Genomic DNA, 16,078 nt, shown 5'->3' on the forward strand with positions numbered 1-16,078 from the left:
ACAATAAATGTAGATTAGAACTGGTAAACCAGACCCAGCGCTACGATATCATCGGTACCGATACCTGCGTCACGGGTGAACTGATTGTCATCCAGCAGGTTGATTTTGTAATCAACATAGGTGGACATGTTTTTGTTGAAGTAGTAAGTCGCGCCAACATCAACATATTTCACGATGTCTTCGTCGCCATAGCCACGGCCCAGGTCTTTACCTTTAGACTGCAGGTAAGCCACGGACGGACGCAGACCGAAGTCGAACTGGTACTGAGCAACCGCTTCGAAGTTCTGCGCTTTGTTAGCCCAACCCAGGGAGCCTGCACGCGTTGCGTTGTAGGTCTGAGTGTACTGAGTTGCAAAGTAGAAGTTGTTCGCGTCGTATTTAATACCACCGGTATAGGTTTCAGCACGATCGCCGGTACCGAAGTTCAAACGGTTCTGTTCGTCGGTACGTTTGGAACTGGTGACTGCAGTACCCAGGGAGAAGCCTTCGCCGATATCATAAGTGATAGATCCGCCAACGCCGTCGCCATTCTGACGCAGTGCTTCACGACCGTTGTTGGTCACGCCGGTCATGCCTTCGCCTTCCGGGCTACCGTTTTTACCCTGATACTGCAGGGCAAAGTTCAGGCCATCAACCAGGCCGAAGAAGTCGGTGTTACGGTAGGTCGCGAAACCGTTACCACGCTGCTGCATGAAGTTGTCAGAACCGTAGGTGTCGCCGCCGAATTCCGGCAGAACGTCGGTCCAGGACGTTACATCGTAAACTACGCCGTAGTTACGACCGTAGTCGAAAGAACCCACGTCTGCGAATTTCAGACCCGCAAACGCCACACGCGTCCAGGAGTTGTTCTGAGATTCAGGCGCGTTACCCTGAATCTGGTATTCCCACTGGCCGTAACCGGTCAGTTGGTCATTAACCTGAGTTTCGCCTTTGAAGCCGATACGCATATAGGTTTGGTCACCATCAGCGCTTTTGTCATCGGAGAAATAGTGCAGACCGTCGACTTTGCCGTACAGGTCTAATTTGTTGCCGTCTTTGTTATAAATTTCAGCCGCATTCGCTGCGCCTGCTACCAGCAGTGCTGGTACCAGGAGGGACAGTACTTTAACTTTCATGTTATTAACCCTCTGTTATATGCCTTTATTGCTTTTTTATGACACTGCATACTGATTAAGGTCATTAACCAGTCGGCAACTTCATTCTCCGCAAAAACACAGAATAATCCAACACGAATATGATACTAAAACTTTTAAGGTGTTTCATTTATCTGCATAGATGTTTCAAAATATTAATGAAAGGGAACTTTTTTAAAATCAAAAAATAAGCAAAATAAGCACAAATAATCAAGAATCATATCAATAATCTTTAAAATCAACAGATTACACGAAAAATTCTTATAGCACTGAATGACAAAAAAAAATCTTCACTCGCAACTAAAATAGACCCGCTATCATCATTAACTTTATTTATTACCGTCATTCATTTATGAATGTCTGTTTACCCCTATTTCAGCCGAATGCTCAGCGTTCGGTTTTTTTTTACCCTTCTTTACACAAAACTTACCTTTCTGTGCTACCGATGCAAAACTATAACGACTATTAACTATCTCATAGCACTGCGCTCAGATATAAGCCTGACAAATAATTGATTGTTATTTAATGCTAAATGTATACTTTCCGTACGAATATTTGTACCCGCCGTTATCCACTGTACACCTTTGCACCGTCACGGGTGCAACCAAATGAGGCGTAAAAAATGCAACCTCTGCCGCGCGGTGTAAGTGTGGTAATTCATACATTACCCTTTATACTGCCCCTTCATCTTTCGCGTCGTTTAACAGGTCATAAACACGAATGAGTCAGTCTGACACAACGGTTTCCACCCGATTCTCCCTGTTGCCAGGAAGTATTACCCGTTTCTTCTTATTACTGATCGTTGTGCTGTTGGTGATGATGGGTGTTATGGTCCAGAGCGCCGTCAACACCTGGTTAAAAGATAAGAGCTATCAGATCGTCGATATTACCCATGCCATTCATAAAAGGGTCGATACCTGGCGATACGTGACCTGGCAAATCTATGACAACATTGCCGCCTCAACCAGTTCGCCGGGTGCAGAAGGGCTGCAGGAAACGCGTCTGAAACAAGACGTCTATTATCTTGAGAAGCCGCGCAGAAAGACCGAGGCGCTGATTTTCGGCTCGCATGACAGTTCTACATTGGAAATGACCCAGCGCATTTCAACATATCTGGATACGTTGTGGGGCGCAGAGAATGTCCCATGGTCAATGTATTACCTGAATGGTCAGGACAACAGTCTGATCCTAATCTCGACGTTACCGCTGAAAGATCTTACCTCCGGTTTTAAAGAATCGACGATTGGGAATATTGTCGATTCCCGGCGCGCTGAGATGCTGCAACAGGCTAATGCGCTAGATGAACGTGAAAGCTTCTCTTCACTGCGCCGTCTGGCCTGGCAGAACGGGCATTACTTCACGCTACGCACGACCTTTAATCAGCCAGGACATCTGGCAACGGTTGTCGCCTTTGACCTGCCGATTAATGACTTGATCCCGCCCGGTATGCCGCTGGACAGTTTCTATCTGGAACCAGATGCCACCTCAACGACCGAGCACCTGAATGAAAAAGAGTCGCCTGACAGCGTCAGCATTAATTTCAACAACAGTAAAATTGAGATCTCTTCGGCGCTAAACTCAACGGATATGCGGCTGGTATGGCAGGTTCCGTTTGGCTCATTGCTGCTCGATACATTGCAAAGCATTCTGCTACCGCTTTTGCTGAACATTGCGTTGCTGGCCCTGGCGCTATTTGGCTATACCACTTTTCGCCACCTCCCAGTCCGTTCCACCCAAGTGGCGCCAAACCTTGCGGCAAATAATGAACTGCGCGTTCTTCGCGCAATCAATGAAGAGATTGTTTCCCTTCTGCCACTGGGATTACTGGTGCACGATCAGGAAGCAAATCGTACGGTTATCAGCAACAAAATTGCCGATCACCTGCTGCCGCATTTAAATCTGCAAAACATTACCAACATGGCAGAGCAGCATCAGGGAATCATTCAAGCCACCATCAATAATGAACTGTATGAAATCAGACTGTTTCGCAGCCAGATCTCCCCGAGAACGCAGATCTTTATCATTCGTGACCAGGACCGCGAAGTGCTGGTCAATAAGAAGCTGAAACAAGCGCAGCGGCTGTATGAGAAAAATCAGCAGGCCCGCGCGGCCTTTATGCAGAATATTGGCAGCGCGCTGAAAGACCCCGCGAAAACGTTGGCTGCCAATGCCGCCGCGCTCAATACACCGGACAGCCAGAAACTGGCAAATCAGGCCGACGTTCTGGTGCGAATGGTGGACGAAATCCAGCTAGCCAACCTGCTGGAGAACGATGCCTGGAAAGGTGAATCCACACTGTTTTCCGTGCAGGCATTAATTGACGACGTAGTTCCGGAGGTTCTGCCAGCCATTAAGCGTAAGGGGCTGCAGCTACTGATTAAAAATCACCTTAGCGCCCATGATGAACGCCGTGGCGATCGCGATGCCTTGCGCCGTATTTTGCTGCTATTGATCCAATATGCGGTAACCACCACGCAGATTGGTAAAATAACGCTGGAAGTCGACCAGGATGAGTCAGAGGCTGAACGCCTGACCTTCCGCATTCTGGATACCGGGCAAGGCGTCACATTGAATGAAGTTGATAATCTCCATTTCCCGTTCATCAATGACACGCAGGGCGATCGGTATGGCAAAGCCAACCCTCTGACGTTCTGGTTGTGCGATCAGTTAGCCCGTAAGCTTGGCGGACACCTGAATATCAAAGCGCGGGAAGAACTTGGAACACGTTATATCGTCCATGTTAAAATGCCGCTGCACGATCAACATGCTGATAGTGAAGAGCGCCTGTTGGATGACGTCTGCGTAATGGTTGATGTCACCTCAAATGACGTACGTAGCATTGTATTACGTCAGCTGGAAAACTGGGGGGCAACCTGCATCACGCCCGATGAACGGTTGAATAGTCAAGAATATGATCTCTTTTTAACGGATAATCCGTCTAATCTTACTGCTTCAGGCCTACTTTTAAGCGATGATGAGTCTGGCGTGCGGAAAATTGGCCCTGGCCAACTGCGCGTTAACTTTAATATGAGCAATGCTATGCAGGAAGCTGTCCTTGAGCTGATTGAAGAGCAACTGGCGCAAGAAGGGTTCCAGGAACTCCCCCTCGGCGGAGATGAAAACGCCGAACTTCATGCCAGTGGTTACTACGCTCTCTTTGTAGACACAGTACCGGATGATGTTAAGAGGTTGTATACTGAGGCGGCTATCAGCGATTTCGCTGCGTTAGCCCAAACGGCCCATCGCCTGAAAGGCGTGTTTGCCATGCTTAATCTGGTACCCGGCAAGCAGTTATGTGAAGCGCTGGAACATCTTATTCAAGAGAAAGATGCTCCAGGTATAGAAAAATACATCAGCGACATTGACGTTTACGTCAAGAGCTTGCTGTAGCAAGGTAGCCCAATACATGAACACTATGAACGTAATTATTGCCGATGACCACCCGATTGTACTGTTCGGTATTCGTAAATCACTTGAGCAAATCGAGTGGGTAAATGTTGTCGGCGAATTTGAAGACTCCACTGCACTAATCAACAATTTGCCTAAGTTGGATGCGCATGTGTTGATTACCGACCTCTCCATGCCGGGAGATAAATACGGTGATGGGATCACGTTAATTAAATATATCAAGCGTCATTTCCCGAGCCTGTCGATTATCGTTCTGACCATGAACAACAATCCGGCTATTCTGAGCGCGGTACTGGATCTCGATATTGAAGGGATCGTACTGAAGCAAGGTGCGCCAACCGATCTGCCGAAAGCGCTTGCCGCACTGCAGAAAGGTAAGAAATTCACCCCGGAAAGCGTGTCTCGTCTGCTGGAAAAAATCAGCGCCAGCGGCTATGGCGACAAACGTCTGTCACCGAAAGAGAGTGAAGTTCTGCGTCTGTTTGCCGAAGGTTTCCTGGTTACTGAAATCGCGAAAAAACTCAACCGTAGTATTAAAACCATCAGCAGCCAGAAAAAGTCGGCAATGATGAAACTCGGTGTGGAAAACGATATCGCCCTGTTGAATTACCTCTCTTCCGTAACGCTGAGTCCCTCAGACAAAGAGTAATTCTTTTAACACCAAAGTGCCTGATGGCACGCCGTTTATCAGGCCTACGAATGACACTGCTTGGTGCGTGTTCCGTAGGCCGGATAAGGCAAGCGCCGCCATCCGGCATCTGTTATTCCCGCGCCTTCCTCACCCTTTCCGCATAGACCGTCAGCGTTTGCTTCAATACATCCAACGTCACTGGCTTAGACAGACAGCTATCCATACCCGATTCCAGGCAACGCTGCTTCTCTTCGGCCAGCGCGTTGGCCGTCACGCCGACAACCGGCAGCGTTAACCCTAACTGGCGGATACGCTGGGTCAGGCGATAACCATCCATGTTTGGCATGTTGACGTCACTCAGCACAATGTCGATATGATTTTTGCTGAGCACATTGAGCGCATCCACACCGTCATTCGCGGTTTTACACTGATATCCCAACGATCCCAATTGATCGGCCAGTAAGCGCCGGTTTATAGGATGATCGTCAACAACCAGGATCATCATGTCATCGTTCGTCGCACCGGCTTTATCCGGGGTTGGCAGCGCCGTGGAGAGATCTTCACTCCCCAACTCTACACTGTAGATATGTGCCAGCAGCGCAGGCAGTTCGTGCGGTGACGCCACGCTGTGTACCCATTCTCCAGGCTCTCTTTCCAGCGGAATGCCAATATGTCGGCGGCAGAAAATCACCGCTGCTCGCCCCTGCCAGGCCTGTTCCAGCACATCGTCGGCCACCAACAGGTCATCCGCATCGGGCTGTTGTCCCTCATATCGCAGCACCTTCATCCCATTACGCGTCAGGCTGGATTCGAGAAAGTGGTACAGTGACGCATTACGTACTGCCAGCCAGCAACGCGTGCCAGCCAATCCTTCAACACCCTTTTTCAGCGGATACTGTGCGCCATAAAGCGGAATACGCAGCGTAAACTGGCTCCCCATTCCCGGCTCGGAATCGACGGAAATATCCCCATCCATCATGCTGATCAGTTTTTCACAGATCGCCAAACCAAGTCCCGTTCCCTGGAAATTACGCTGTACGCCAGTCCCCACCTGGAAGAAAGGATCGAACAACCGAACCACCTCTTTGGCTGGGATCCCTACACCGGTATCACGCACTCGAATGCTCAGGTAGTCGCCGCTGCACTGCACGTGCAACACAATACAACCGGTATCGGTAAACTTGATTGCGTTACTCAGTAGATTAGAAATCACCTGTTGTAAACGCATCGGATCGCCATTCAGCGCCACAGGCACATCCGGATCGATAAAGCAGTACAACCCCAACTGCTTGCGGACCACCAGCGGCAAATAGTTAGCCGTAATATGGTTCATGACTTCACGCGGTGAAAACTCTCGCGGTTCAATCTTCAGTTGTTCAGATTCAATCTTTGAGAAGTCGAGAATATCGCTGATAATTTTCAGCAGCAGGCTGGAAGAGTTATTCATCGCCGTTACCAGACGATCCACCCCACTCGGTAACTCTTTGGTTTGCAACAAATCAAGGTTACCGATAATGCCATACAGCGGTGTACGTAGCTCATGGCTCACCGTCGCAAGGAACATCGATTTTGACTGGCTAGCCTGTTCCGCCGCCTGTGCCATCTCCTGCAACGACTCTTCCATTTTAACGCGCGCACTGACATCAACAAGGACACAAATTGCCACGTTTTCATTACGATAGCGCGAGTGTACAAAGCTGATTTGCAGATTGGTATTGTTGCTGGTCAGCACATCAACAAAATTGACCTGTTGGCCGCAAATAATTTGCGTTAACCGCTGACGGTCTTCATGCGTCAGCATGTTCAGATAGGTGTGCGCCAGTTCGTTACTCAGGATATTAATGCCATCCATCGTGCGCAGAATACAAATACCCACCGGCGCAGAAGCCACGATTTTACGGTTAAACTGCTCATGTTCTTCCAGCCGCTGAGCATCACTTTCCGCTGGAATAAAAATGCGCCGTTCATACATGCGCGTGAGCATAAACAATGCCGCCCCGACCAGCACGTTCAGCAAGATAGCGTTCAGGATCATCATGCGGATCCGCTCCAGCACCAGGTCGACAGGAACGGAGTACACGATGCTCAGGGAGGACGGAGGCAGATTTTTCTTCAGTACCAGCTCGCGGAAACCTGGCGTGTAACCAAACCAGGAGCGCTCCTGCATCCAGTGGGGCTCAGCCTTAATATTCCCTTCAGGGCCGGTGAGAGAAATTAGCGCATGGCCATTTTCGTCGAGGATGGTCACGCCCATCGGTAAACTACCCGGTGTGAAGAAATTCTCCATGCGAATAGGCTGCTCTACGCCCAACAGCGCCTGGAGACGATTGGCGAGGTAAACCGGCGTCAGTGCATAGAAATACCCTACTCCCGGACGCGGCCCCTGGCTAATCCAGAACAAGTTGTTGCCGTTTTCTTCTTGCGTAGCATTGCGATACTTAATAATGCGCTCATGCAGAGCCTTCAGGGCCTCGTCTCGTTCGACGGGCATATCACGCAAACCGAAATTGGCCATACAGAGGTTGTCGCTGCCGATCAGGAACACTCGATTTAAATCATAAGCGGCGGAAAAGTTGTCGCGCCAGTAGCGCATAAACCATGCCAGTGATTCCAGGGAACCTCGCCAGGCGTTGCCCATTACGGAACAATCGGAGTCGGCAAACAGCGGCTCAAAATTAGGCACGACGGTTTTATCATCTCGCGCCCGCAACGACATCACGCCGTTTTCCGCTGTTAAGCGATTTTCGGCAATATATTTCAGCTCTTTAATCACATCAGAGGTGCGCTGAATGTAACGTTGGGCCTGATCGGAGCTGAGATTAAGCTCCTGATGGATTTCAGACTCTCGCTGGTGCAGCGCATTCACAATGTAGAACACGGAGGCAAACGCAATCAGACACCAGATAACGAGCGCCAGCGCTCTGAACAGGTAGCGTGAGACTTTTAGGGTTGAATGAACGGAAGCAAGGTATTTCAAAGGGGCGAAGCTCCGCCTCAGGGCATTAATAGAGTGTGGTTAAGGTAGCGGTAAATGTCTTTTGTCGCAATGCCATTAAAAAAAGGGCCGGAGTTCTCCGGCCCTTCTTATTACGTTTTAATTACTCTTCAGCGTCATCCGCTGCATCATCATCGCTTTCCGCTTCAGGCGCGATATCCTCGTCACCTTCAGCTGCACTTCCGTCGATGGAGTCGAGCTCTTCATCATCAACCGGTTCAGCAACGCGTTGCAGACCCACAACGTTTTCGTCTTCCGCAGTACGGATAAGGATAACACCCTGGGTATTACGCCCTACCACGCTGATTTCCGACACGCGAGTACGTACCAGCGTACCTGCATCGGTGATCATCATAATCTGGTCGGTATCTTCAACCTGTACTGCGCCAACAACGGAGCCATTACGCTCGGTGACTTTGATGGAGATAACACCCTGCGTACCACGAGACTTGGTTGGGTATTCGCTTTCCGCTGTACGCTTACCGTAACCGTTCTGCGTGACGGTCAGGATTGCCCCTTCACCGCGTGGAACGATCAGGGAAACAACGGAGTCTTCACCTGCCAGTTTGATCCCGCGAACACCGGTCGCCGTACGACCCATCGCGCGAACTGCGTTCTCTTTAAAACGCACCACTTTACCGGCAGCAGAGAACAGCATAACTTCGTCATTACCGGACGTCAGATCAACGCCAATCAGTTCGTCGCCTTCGTTCAGGTTGACGGCGATAATACCGGCAGAACGCGGACGGCTGAATTCGGTCAATGCCGTTTTCTTCACGGTACCGCTGGCGGTTGCCATGAAGACGTTGACGCCCTCTTCGTACTCGCGTACCGGCAGAATTGCGGTGATACGTTCGTTCGCTTCCAGCGGCAGCAGGTTAACGATTGGACGTCCACGCGCACCACGGCTCGCTTCCGGCAGTTGATAAACCTTCATCCAGTACAGACGACCACGGCTGGAGAAGCAGAGGATCGTGTCATGGGTGTTGGCCACCAGCAGGCGGTCGATAAAGTCTTCTTCTTTAATGCGTGCTGCAGATTTGCCTTTACCGCCACGACGCTGCGCTTCGTAATCGGTTAACGGCTGATATTTCACGTAGCCCTGATGAGACAAGGTCACGACAACATCTTCCTGGTTAATCAGATCTTCGATGTTGATGTCAGCGCTGTTCGCGGTAATTTCGGTCCGACGCGCGTCGCCGAACTGTTCACGAATCAGCTCCATCTCTTCACGGATAACTTCCATCAGACGATCTGCGCTGCCCAGAATGTGCAGCAGTTCAGCGATCTGTTCCAGCAGCTCTTTGTATTCGTCGAGCAGTTTTTCGTGCTCAAGGCCGGTCAGTTTCTGCAAACGCAGATCCAGAATAGCCTGAGCCTGCTGTTCAGTCAGGTAGTACTGACCGTCACGCACGCCAAATTCCGGCTCCAGCCACTCAGGGCGCGCGGCGTCATCACCAGCACGTTCCAGCATGGCGGAAACGTTGCCCAGTTCCCACGAACGCGCAACCAACGCGGCTTTCGCTTCTGCCGGGGTCGGCGCACGGCGGATCAGTTCGATGATCGGATCGATGTTCGCCAGCGCAATCGCCAGCGCTTCAAGGATGTGCGCACGGTCGCGGGCTTTACGCAGTTCAAAGATAGTACGACGAGTTACGACTTCACGGCGGTGACGAACGAACGCGGCAATAATATCTTTCAGGTTCATGATCTTCGGCTGGCCATGGTGCAATGCAACCATGTTGATACCGAAGGAAACCTGCAATTGGGTCTGGGAGTAAAGGTTGTTCAGAACCACTTCCCCGACCGCATCGCGTTTCACTTCAATCACGATGCGCATACCGTCTTTGTCAGACTCGTCACGCAGCGCGCTGATGCCTTCTACGCGTTTGTCTTTTACCAGTTCGGCGATTTTCTCAATCAGGCGCGCTTTGTTTACCTGATACGGAATTTCGTGGACGATGATGGTTTCACGACCCGTTTTGGCATCCGCTTCGACTTCCGCGCGTGCGCGAATGTACACTTTGCCACGGCCGGTACGGTAGGCTTCTTCGATACCACGACGACCGTTGATGATCGCTGCAGTCGGGAAGTCCGGACCCGGAATATGTTCCATCAGCCCTTCAATGCTGATGTCTTCATCGTCAATATATGCCAGACAGCCGTTGATCACTTCAGTCAGGTTGTGCGGCGGAATGTTGGTCGCCATACCTACCGCGATACCGGACGAACCGTTCACCAGCAGGTTAGGAATTTTGGTCGGCATGACGTCAGGAATTTGTTCGGTGCCGTCGTAGTTATCGACGAAATCAACCGTTTCTTTTTCCAGGTCAGCCATCAGCTCATGGGCGATTTTCGACATACGGATTTCCGTATAACGCATCGCCGCTGCGGAGTCGCCATCGACAGAACCAAAGTTACCCTGACCATCTACCAGCATGTAACGCAAGGAGAATGGCTGCGCCATACGAACAATGGTGTAGTAAACGGCGGTATCACCATGAGGGTGGTATTTACCGATTACGTCACCAACGACACGGGCAGATTTTTTATAGGCTTTATTCCAGTCGTTGCCCAATACGTTCATGGCGTAAAGTACGCGACGGTGAACCGGCTTCAGGCCATCTCGGACGTCTGGCAGCGCACGGCCAACAATGACCGACATCGCATAATCCAGATAGGAGCTCTTCAGCTCTTCCTCAATGTTGACCGGTGTAATTTCTCTCGCAAGGTCGCTCATCTAACCGCTATCCCTCTACTGTATCCCGGATTCAAAGGTCGCAAATTATAACACATACGTGAAGATTCAGGTAAATGGATTCCCCCTGACAGAGGCTTTATTCATCCCGTCAGGCTGATATACTCATTTGCATCGCAAATTTAGGAGTAGAAGCCCCAATGAATGCCGAAAAACCCCCGGTTACTCACAACGTTGACCATGAAGAAATTGCCAAGTTTGAAGCAGTCGCGTCACGCTGGTGGGATCTTGAGGGTGAATTTAAGCCACTGCACCGTATTAACCCGCTGCGTCTGGGCTACATTACTGAACGCTCAGGCGGCCTGTTTGGTAAAAAGGTTCTCGACGTCGGCTGCGGCGGCGGCATTCTGGCGGAAAGCATGGCGCGCGAAGGCGCAACCGTCACCGGGCTGGACATGGGCTTTGAACCGTTACAGGTCGCAAAACTGCATGCGCTGGAGAGCGGCATCCAGGTGGAGTACGTACAAGAAACTGTCGAGGAACATGCGGATAAGCATGCGCATCAGTATGACGTTGTGACCTGCATGGAAATGCTGGAGCACGTACCAGATCCGCAGTCGGTGGTCAGGGCCTGCGCCAGGCTGGTTAAACCGGGCGGCGAAGTCTTTTTTTCCACGCTTAACCGCAACGGCAAATCCTGGCTGATGGCGGTGGTCGGAGCAGAATATATTCTGCGGATGGTGCCGAAAGGCACGCATGATGTGAAAAAATTCATTAAGCCCGCTGAACTGTTAGAGTGGGTTGATCAGACCGTGCTGAAAGAGCGTCATATGACCGGCCTGCACTACAACCCCATCACTAACACCTTCAAACTCGGTCCGGGCGTTGATGTGAACTATATGGTGCATACCACCGCCAAAAGCGAATAAACCAGCGCTCATGGCCTTATGACGCTGGATTGTAGGCCGGATAAAGCGCGCCAGCGCCGCCATCCGGCACGACTCCGGGCTTTAACGCCTGATGGCGCTTCGCTTATCAGGCCTACGTTATTACGCATCGCCTACCAATCCTGAGTAGTACCGGTACAGCAATTTTTGCGCCAGATCATAAGAACTTTCCTTACCTTAGATGAAGAAATCAGCACTCGATCAAAATTTCTATTTTTTTTCTCAATTATTGACATCCCCGCCAGGCCTTATAAGACGCGCACTTAGCGATTCTCACCCTTTTGCAACCTCAATTTAACCTCAAAATCAACTCTTGTGCTGAAAAGAATCCCTACTAGAATACTCACCATATAGCGTCTATTTTATCAAACAACCCCTACATATAGTATTTATCCACAGACTTAGTCACAACATGACTCTGTGGATAATATGGGGGATATTTTTTCTTTCACGGACAGGTAAAAAACCACATGAATCAGAGTCTGCTGGTGACAAAGCGTGATGGTAGTACAGAGCGCATCAATCTCGACAAAATCCACCGAGTTCTGGATTGGGCGGCAGAAGGACTGAATAACGTATCGATCTCTCAGGTCGAGCTGCGCTCCCACATTCAGTTTTATGACGGTATCAAGACCTCCGATATCCATGAAACAATCATCAAAGCTGCCGCCGACCTGATCTCCCGCGAAGCGCCGGATTATCAGTATCTGGCCGCCCGTCTGGCGATTTTCCATCTGCGCAAAAAAGCCTATGGCGAGTTTGAACCGCCAAAACTGTTTGACCATGTCGTGAAAATGGTTGAAATGGGCAAATACGACAATCATCTGCTGGAAGACTACACGGAAGAAGAGTTCAAGCAGATGGACTCGTTCATCGTACACGATCGTGATATGACCTTCTCCTACGCTGCGGTGAAGCAGTTAGAAGGCAAATATCTGGTGCAAAACCGTGTTACCGGTGAGATCTATGAAAGCGCACAGTTCCTCTACATTCTGGTAGCAGCCTGCCTGTTTTCTAACTATCCGCGTGAAACACGTCTGCAATATGTAAAACGTTTCTACGACGCCGTTTCTACGTTCAAAATCTCGCTGCCGACGCCGATTATGTCCGGCGTGCGTACCCCAACGCGTCAGTTCAGCTCCTGCGTACTGATCGAGTGCGGCGACAGCCTTGACTCCATCAACGCAACCTCCAGCGCGATTGTGAAATACGTTTCTCAGCGTGCCGGTATCGGCATTAACGCCGGTCGCATCCGTGCGCTGGGTAGCCCGATTCGCGGCGGTGAAGCGTTCCACACCGGCTGTATTCCGTTCTACAAGCATTTCCAGACTGCGGTGAAATCCTGCTCTCAGGGTGGCGTACGCGGCGGTGCAGCCACGCTGTTCTACCCTATGTGGCACCTGGAAGTTGAAAGCCTGCTGGTCCTGAAAAACAACCGTGGCGTCGAAGGCAACCGCGTTCGTCACATGGACTACGGCGTACAGATCAACAAACTGATGTACACCCGTTTGCTGAAAGGCGGCGACATCACCCTGTTTAGCCCGTCCGACGTCCCGGGTCTGTATGACGCGTTCTTCGCCGATCAGGATGAGTTCGAACGTCTGTACACCCAATATGAAAACGACGACAGCATCCGCAAACAGCGCGTGAAAGCGGTTGAGCTGTTCTCACTGATGATGCAGGAACGTGCCTCTACTGGTCGTATCTATATTCAGAACGTTGACCACTGCAACACCCATAGCCCGTTTGATCCGGTTGTCGCGCCGGTACGCCAGTCCAACCTGTGCCTGGAAATCGCCCTGCCGACCAAACCGCTGACCGACGTTAACGATGAAAACGGCGAAATTGCGCTGTGTACGCTGTCCGCATTTAACCTGGGCGCTATCGAAAGTCTGGACGAACTGGAAGAGCTGGCCGTACTGGCGGTACGTGCGTTGGATGCGCTGCTCGATTACCAGGATTATCCGATTCCGGCCGCCAAACGCGGTGCGATGGGGCGTCGTACGCTGGGTATTGGCGTTATCAACTATGCCTACTGGCTGGCGAAAAACGGTAAACGCTACTCTGACGGCAGCGCCAATAACCTGACTCACAAAACCTTTGAAGCGATTCAGTATTACCTGCTGAAAGCGTCTAACGAGCTGGCGAAAGAGCAAGGCGCATGCCCGTGGTTTAACGAAACCACCTATGCGAAAGGCATTCTGCCGATCGATACCTATAAAAAAGACCTGGATGCTATCGTCAGCGAATCCCTGCATTACAACTGGGAAAGCCTGCGCGAATCAATTAAAACTCACGGTCTGCGTAACTCCACGCTCTCCGCTCTGATGCCGTCCGAGACCTCTTCGCAGATCTCCAACGCCACCAACGGTATTGAACCACCACGCGGTTACGTGAGCATCAAAGCATCGAAAGATGGAATTCTGCGTCAGGTCGTGCCGGACTACGAACACCTGCACGACGCATATGAACTGCTGTGGGAAATGCCGAACAACGACGGCTACCTGCAGCTGGTAGGTATCATGCAGAAATTTATCGATCAGTCGATTTCTGCCAACACCAACTACGATCCGTCGCGCTTCCCGTCCGGAAAAGTACCGATGCAGCAGTTGCTGAAAGACCTGCTCACCGCCTACAAATTTGGTGTCAAAACGCTGTATTATCAGAACACCCGTGACGGTGCGGAAGACTCTCAGGACGATCTGGTACCGTCCATTCAGGACGATGGCTGCGAAAGCGGCGCATGTAAGATTTAATCTTTTGCCGGGTGGCGTAGCGCTTACCCGGCCTACAAATTAATTCGCGGTATTGTAGGCCGGATAAGCAAAGCGCATCCGGCAGTACATTCCAGACAGGATTCACATCAATGGCATACACCACTTTTTCACAGACGAAAAATGATCAGCTTCTGGAACCGATGTTCTTCGGCCAGCCGGTGAACGTCGCCCGCTACGATCAGCAAAAATATGACATCTTTGAAAAACTGATCGAAAAGCAGCTCTCTTTCTTCTGGCGTCCGGAAGAGGTCGATGTTTCTCGCGATCGTATCGATTTCCAGGCATTGCCGGAACATGAAAAACATATCTTCATCAGCAACCTGAAGTATCAGACGCTGCTGGACTCCATTCAGGGACGTAGTCCAAACGTCGCGCTGCTGCCGTTAATCTCGATCCCTGAACTGGAAACCTGGGTGGAAACGTGGGCGTTTTCTGAAACAATCCATTCCCGCTCCTACACTCATATTATTCGCAATATCGTTAACGATCCGGCGGTGGTGTTTGACGATATCGTCACTAATGAGCAAATCCAGAAACGCGCAGAAGGTATTTCCAGCTACTACGACGAATTGATCGAGATGACCAGCTACTGGCATTTGCTCGGTGAAGGTACGCATACCGTTAATGGCAAAACGGTTGTCGTAAACCTGCGTGAGCTGAAGAAGAAGCTGTATCTGTGCCTGATGAGCGTCAACGCGCTGGAAGCGATCCGCTTTTATGTCAGCTTCGCCTGCTCCTTCGCATTCGCCGAACGTGAACTGATGGAAGGCAACGCGAAAATTATTCGTCTGATCGCCCGCGACGAAGCCCTGCATCTGACCGGTACTCAGCATATGCTGAACCTTCTGCGCAGCGGTGTAGACGATCCGGAGATGGCGGAAATTGCCGAAGAGTGCAAACAAGAATGTTACGACCTGTTCGTACAGGCCGCGCTGCAGGAAAAAGAGTGGGCGGATTATCTGTTCCGTGATGGCTCAATGATTGGCCTGAACAAAGACATTCTGTGCCAGTACGTTGAGTACATCACCAACATCCGTATGCAGGCTGTCGGACTCGATCTGCCTTTCCAGACCCGCTCTAACCCGATCCCGTGGATCAATACCTGGCTGGTGTCTGATAACGTCCAGGTCGCACCGCAGGAAGTGGAAGTCAGCTCTTATCTGGTCGGTCAGATCGATTCGGAAGTTGATACCGACGACCTGAGTAACTTCCAGCTCTGATGGGCCGCGTGACTTTGCGCATCTCTGGCACACAACTGCTGTGCCAGGATGAACATCCTTCCCTACTTGCCGCACTCGAGTCGCACGATGTTGAAGTCGAATATCAGTGTCGTGAAGGCTACTGCGGCTCCTGTCGTACCCGCCTGGTGGCGGGACAGGTTGACTGGATTGCCGAACCTCTGGCCTTCATTCAACCGGGTGAAATATTGCCCTGCTGTTGCCGGGCAAAAGGCGATATTGAAATAGAGCTGTAACGCAAGGCGGGATAA

At 50.8% G+C, this 16,078-nt stretch carries 9 protein-coding genes; 6 read left to right on the forward strand and 3 right to left on the reverse strand.

What is annotated here, in order from left to right; all coding sequences use genetic code 11:
• Positions 1-14 precede the first annotated feature (14 nt).
• Positions 15-1,115: a porin OmpC gene (locus C2U41_RS14045; RefSeq protein WP_003839420.1), complete on the reverse strand. Its 1,101-nt coding sequence runs from the start codon at positions 1,113-1,115 to the stop codon at positions 15-17.
• 738 nt (positions 1,116-1,853) lie between these two features.
• Between C2U41_RS14045 and rcsD the strand changes: the two genes are divergently transcribed.
• Both rcsD and rcsB read left to right on the forward strand, forming a co-directional pair.
• Positions 1,854-4,523, forward strand: coding sequence for a phosphotransferase RcsD (rcsD, locus tag C2U41_RS14050; protein WP_003845134.1), 2,670 nt, complete (start codon positions 1,854-1,856; stop codon positions 4,521-4,523).
• Between the two features lie 16 nt (positions 4,524-4,539).
• Positions 4,540-5,190, forward strand: coding sequence for a response regulator transcription factor RcsB (gene rcsB, locus C2U41_RS14055; RefSeq protein WP_003027592.1), 651 nt, complete (start codon positions 4,540-4,542; stop codon positions 5,188-5,190).
• Between the two features lie 112 nt (positions 5,191-5,302).
• Here rcsB and rcsC read toward each other — a convergent pair whose 3' ends face one another.
• Together rcsC and gyrA are read right to left on the reverse strand one after the other, a co-directional pair.
• Positions 5,303-8,149: a two-component system sensor histidine kinase RcsC gene (gene rcsC / locus C2U41_RS14060; RefSeq protein WP_003845133.1), complete on the reverse strand. Its 2,847-nt coding sequence runs from the start codon at positions 8,147-8,149 to the stop codon at positions 5,303-5,305.
• Positions 8,150-8,270: 121 nt separating this feature from the next.
• A complete protein-coding gene (gyrA, locus tag C2U41_RS14065) occupies positions 8,271-10,907 on the reverse strand; it encodes a DNA topoisomerase (ATP-hydrolyzing) subunit A (RefSeq protein ID WP_103849460.1) in 2,637 nt (878 codons plus the stop codon).
• 158 nt (positions 10,908-11,065) lie between these two features.
• On the opposite strand from gyrA, the gene ubiG reads away from it, so the two are divergent.
• The 4 genes from ubiG to yfaE all read left to right on the forward strand — a co-directional run bounded on the left by ubiG (position 11,066) and on the right by yfaE (position 16,063).
• Complete coding sequence (gene ubiG / locus C2U41_RS14070; protein WP_003027601.1) at positions 11,066-11,794, forward strand: bifunctional 2-polyprenyl-6-hydroxyphenol methylase/3-demethylubiquinol 3-O-methyltransferase UbiG; 729 nt, start codon at positions 11,066-11,068, stop codon at positions 11,792-11,794.
• A 488-nt stretch (positions 11,795-12,282) separates the two neighbouring features.
• Positions 12,283-14,568 (forward strand): class 1a ribonucleoside-diphosphate reductase subunit alpha, encoded by a 2,286-nt coding sequence (gene nrdA, locus C2U41_RS14075; RefSeq protein ID WP_003027604.1) that lies wholly within the window; start codon positions 12,283-12,285, stop codon positions 14,566-14,568.
• A 110-nt stretch (positions 14,569-14,678) separates the two neighbouring features.
• On the forward strand, positions 14,679-15,809 hold the full coding sequence (nrdB, locus tag C2U41_RS14080; RefSeq protein WP_003027605.1) for a class Ia ribonucleoside-diphosphate reductase subunit beta: 1,131 nt from the start codon (positions 14,679-14,681) through the stop codon (positions 15,807-15,809).
• Positions 15,809-16,063: a ferredoxin-like diferric-tyrosyl radical cofactor maintenance protein YfaE gene (yfaE, locus tag C2U41_RS14085; protein ID WP_003027609.1), complete on the forward strand. Its 255-nt coding sequence runs from the start codon at positions 15,809-15,811 to the stop codon at positions 16,061-16,063. Before nrdB ends, yfaE begins: the two co-directional genes overlap by 1 nt.
• Positions 16,064-16,078: the final 15 nt, after the last annotated feature.

This window comes from Citrobacter freundii complex sp. CFNIH4 (assembly GCF_002934505.1).
GTDB lineage: Bacteria > Pseudomonadota > Gammaproteobacteria > Enterobacterales > Enterobacteriaceae > Citrobacter > Citrobacter freundii.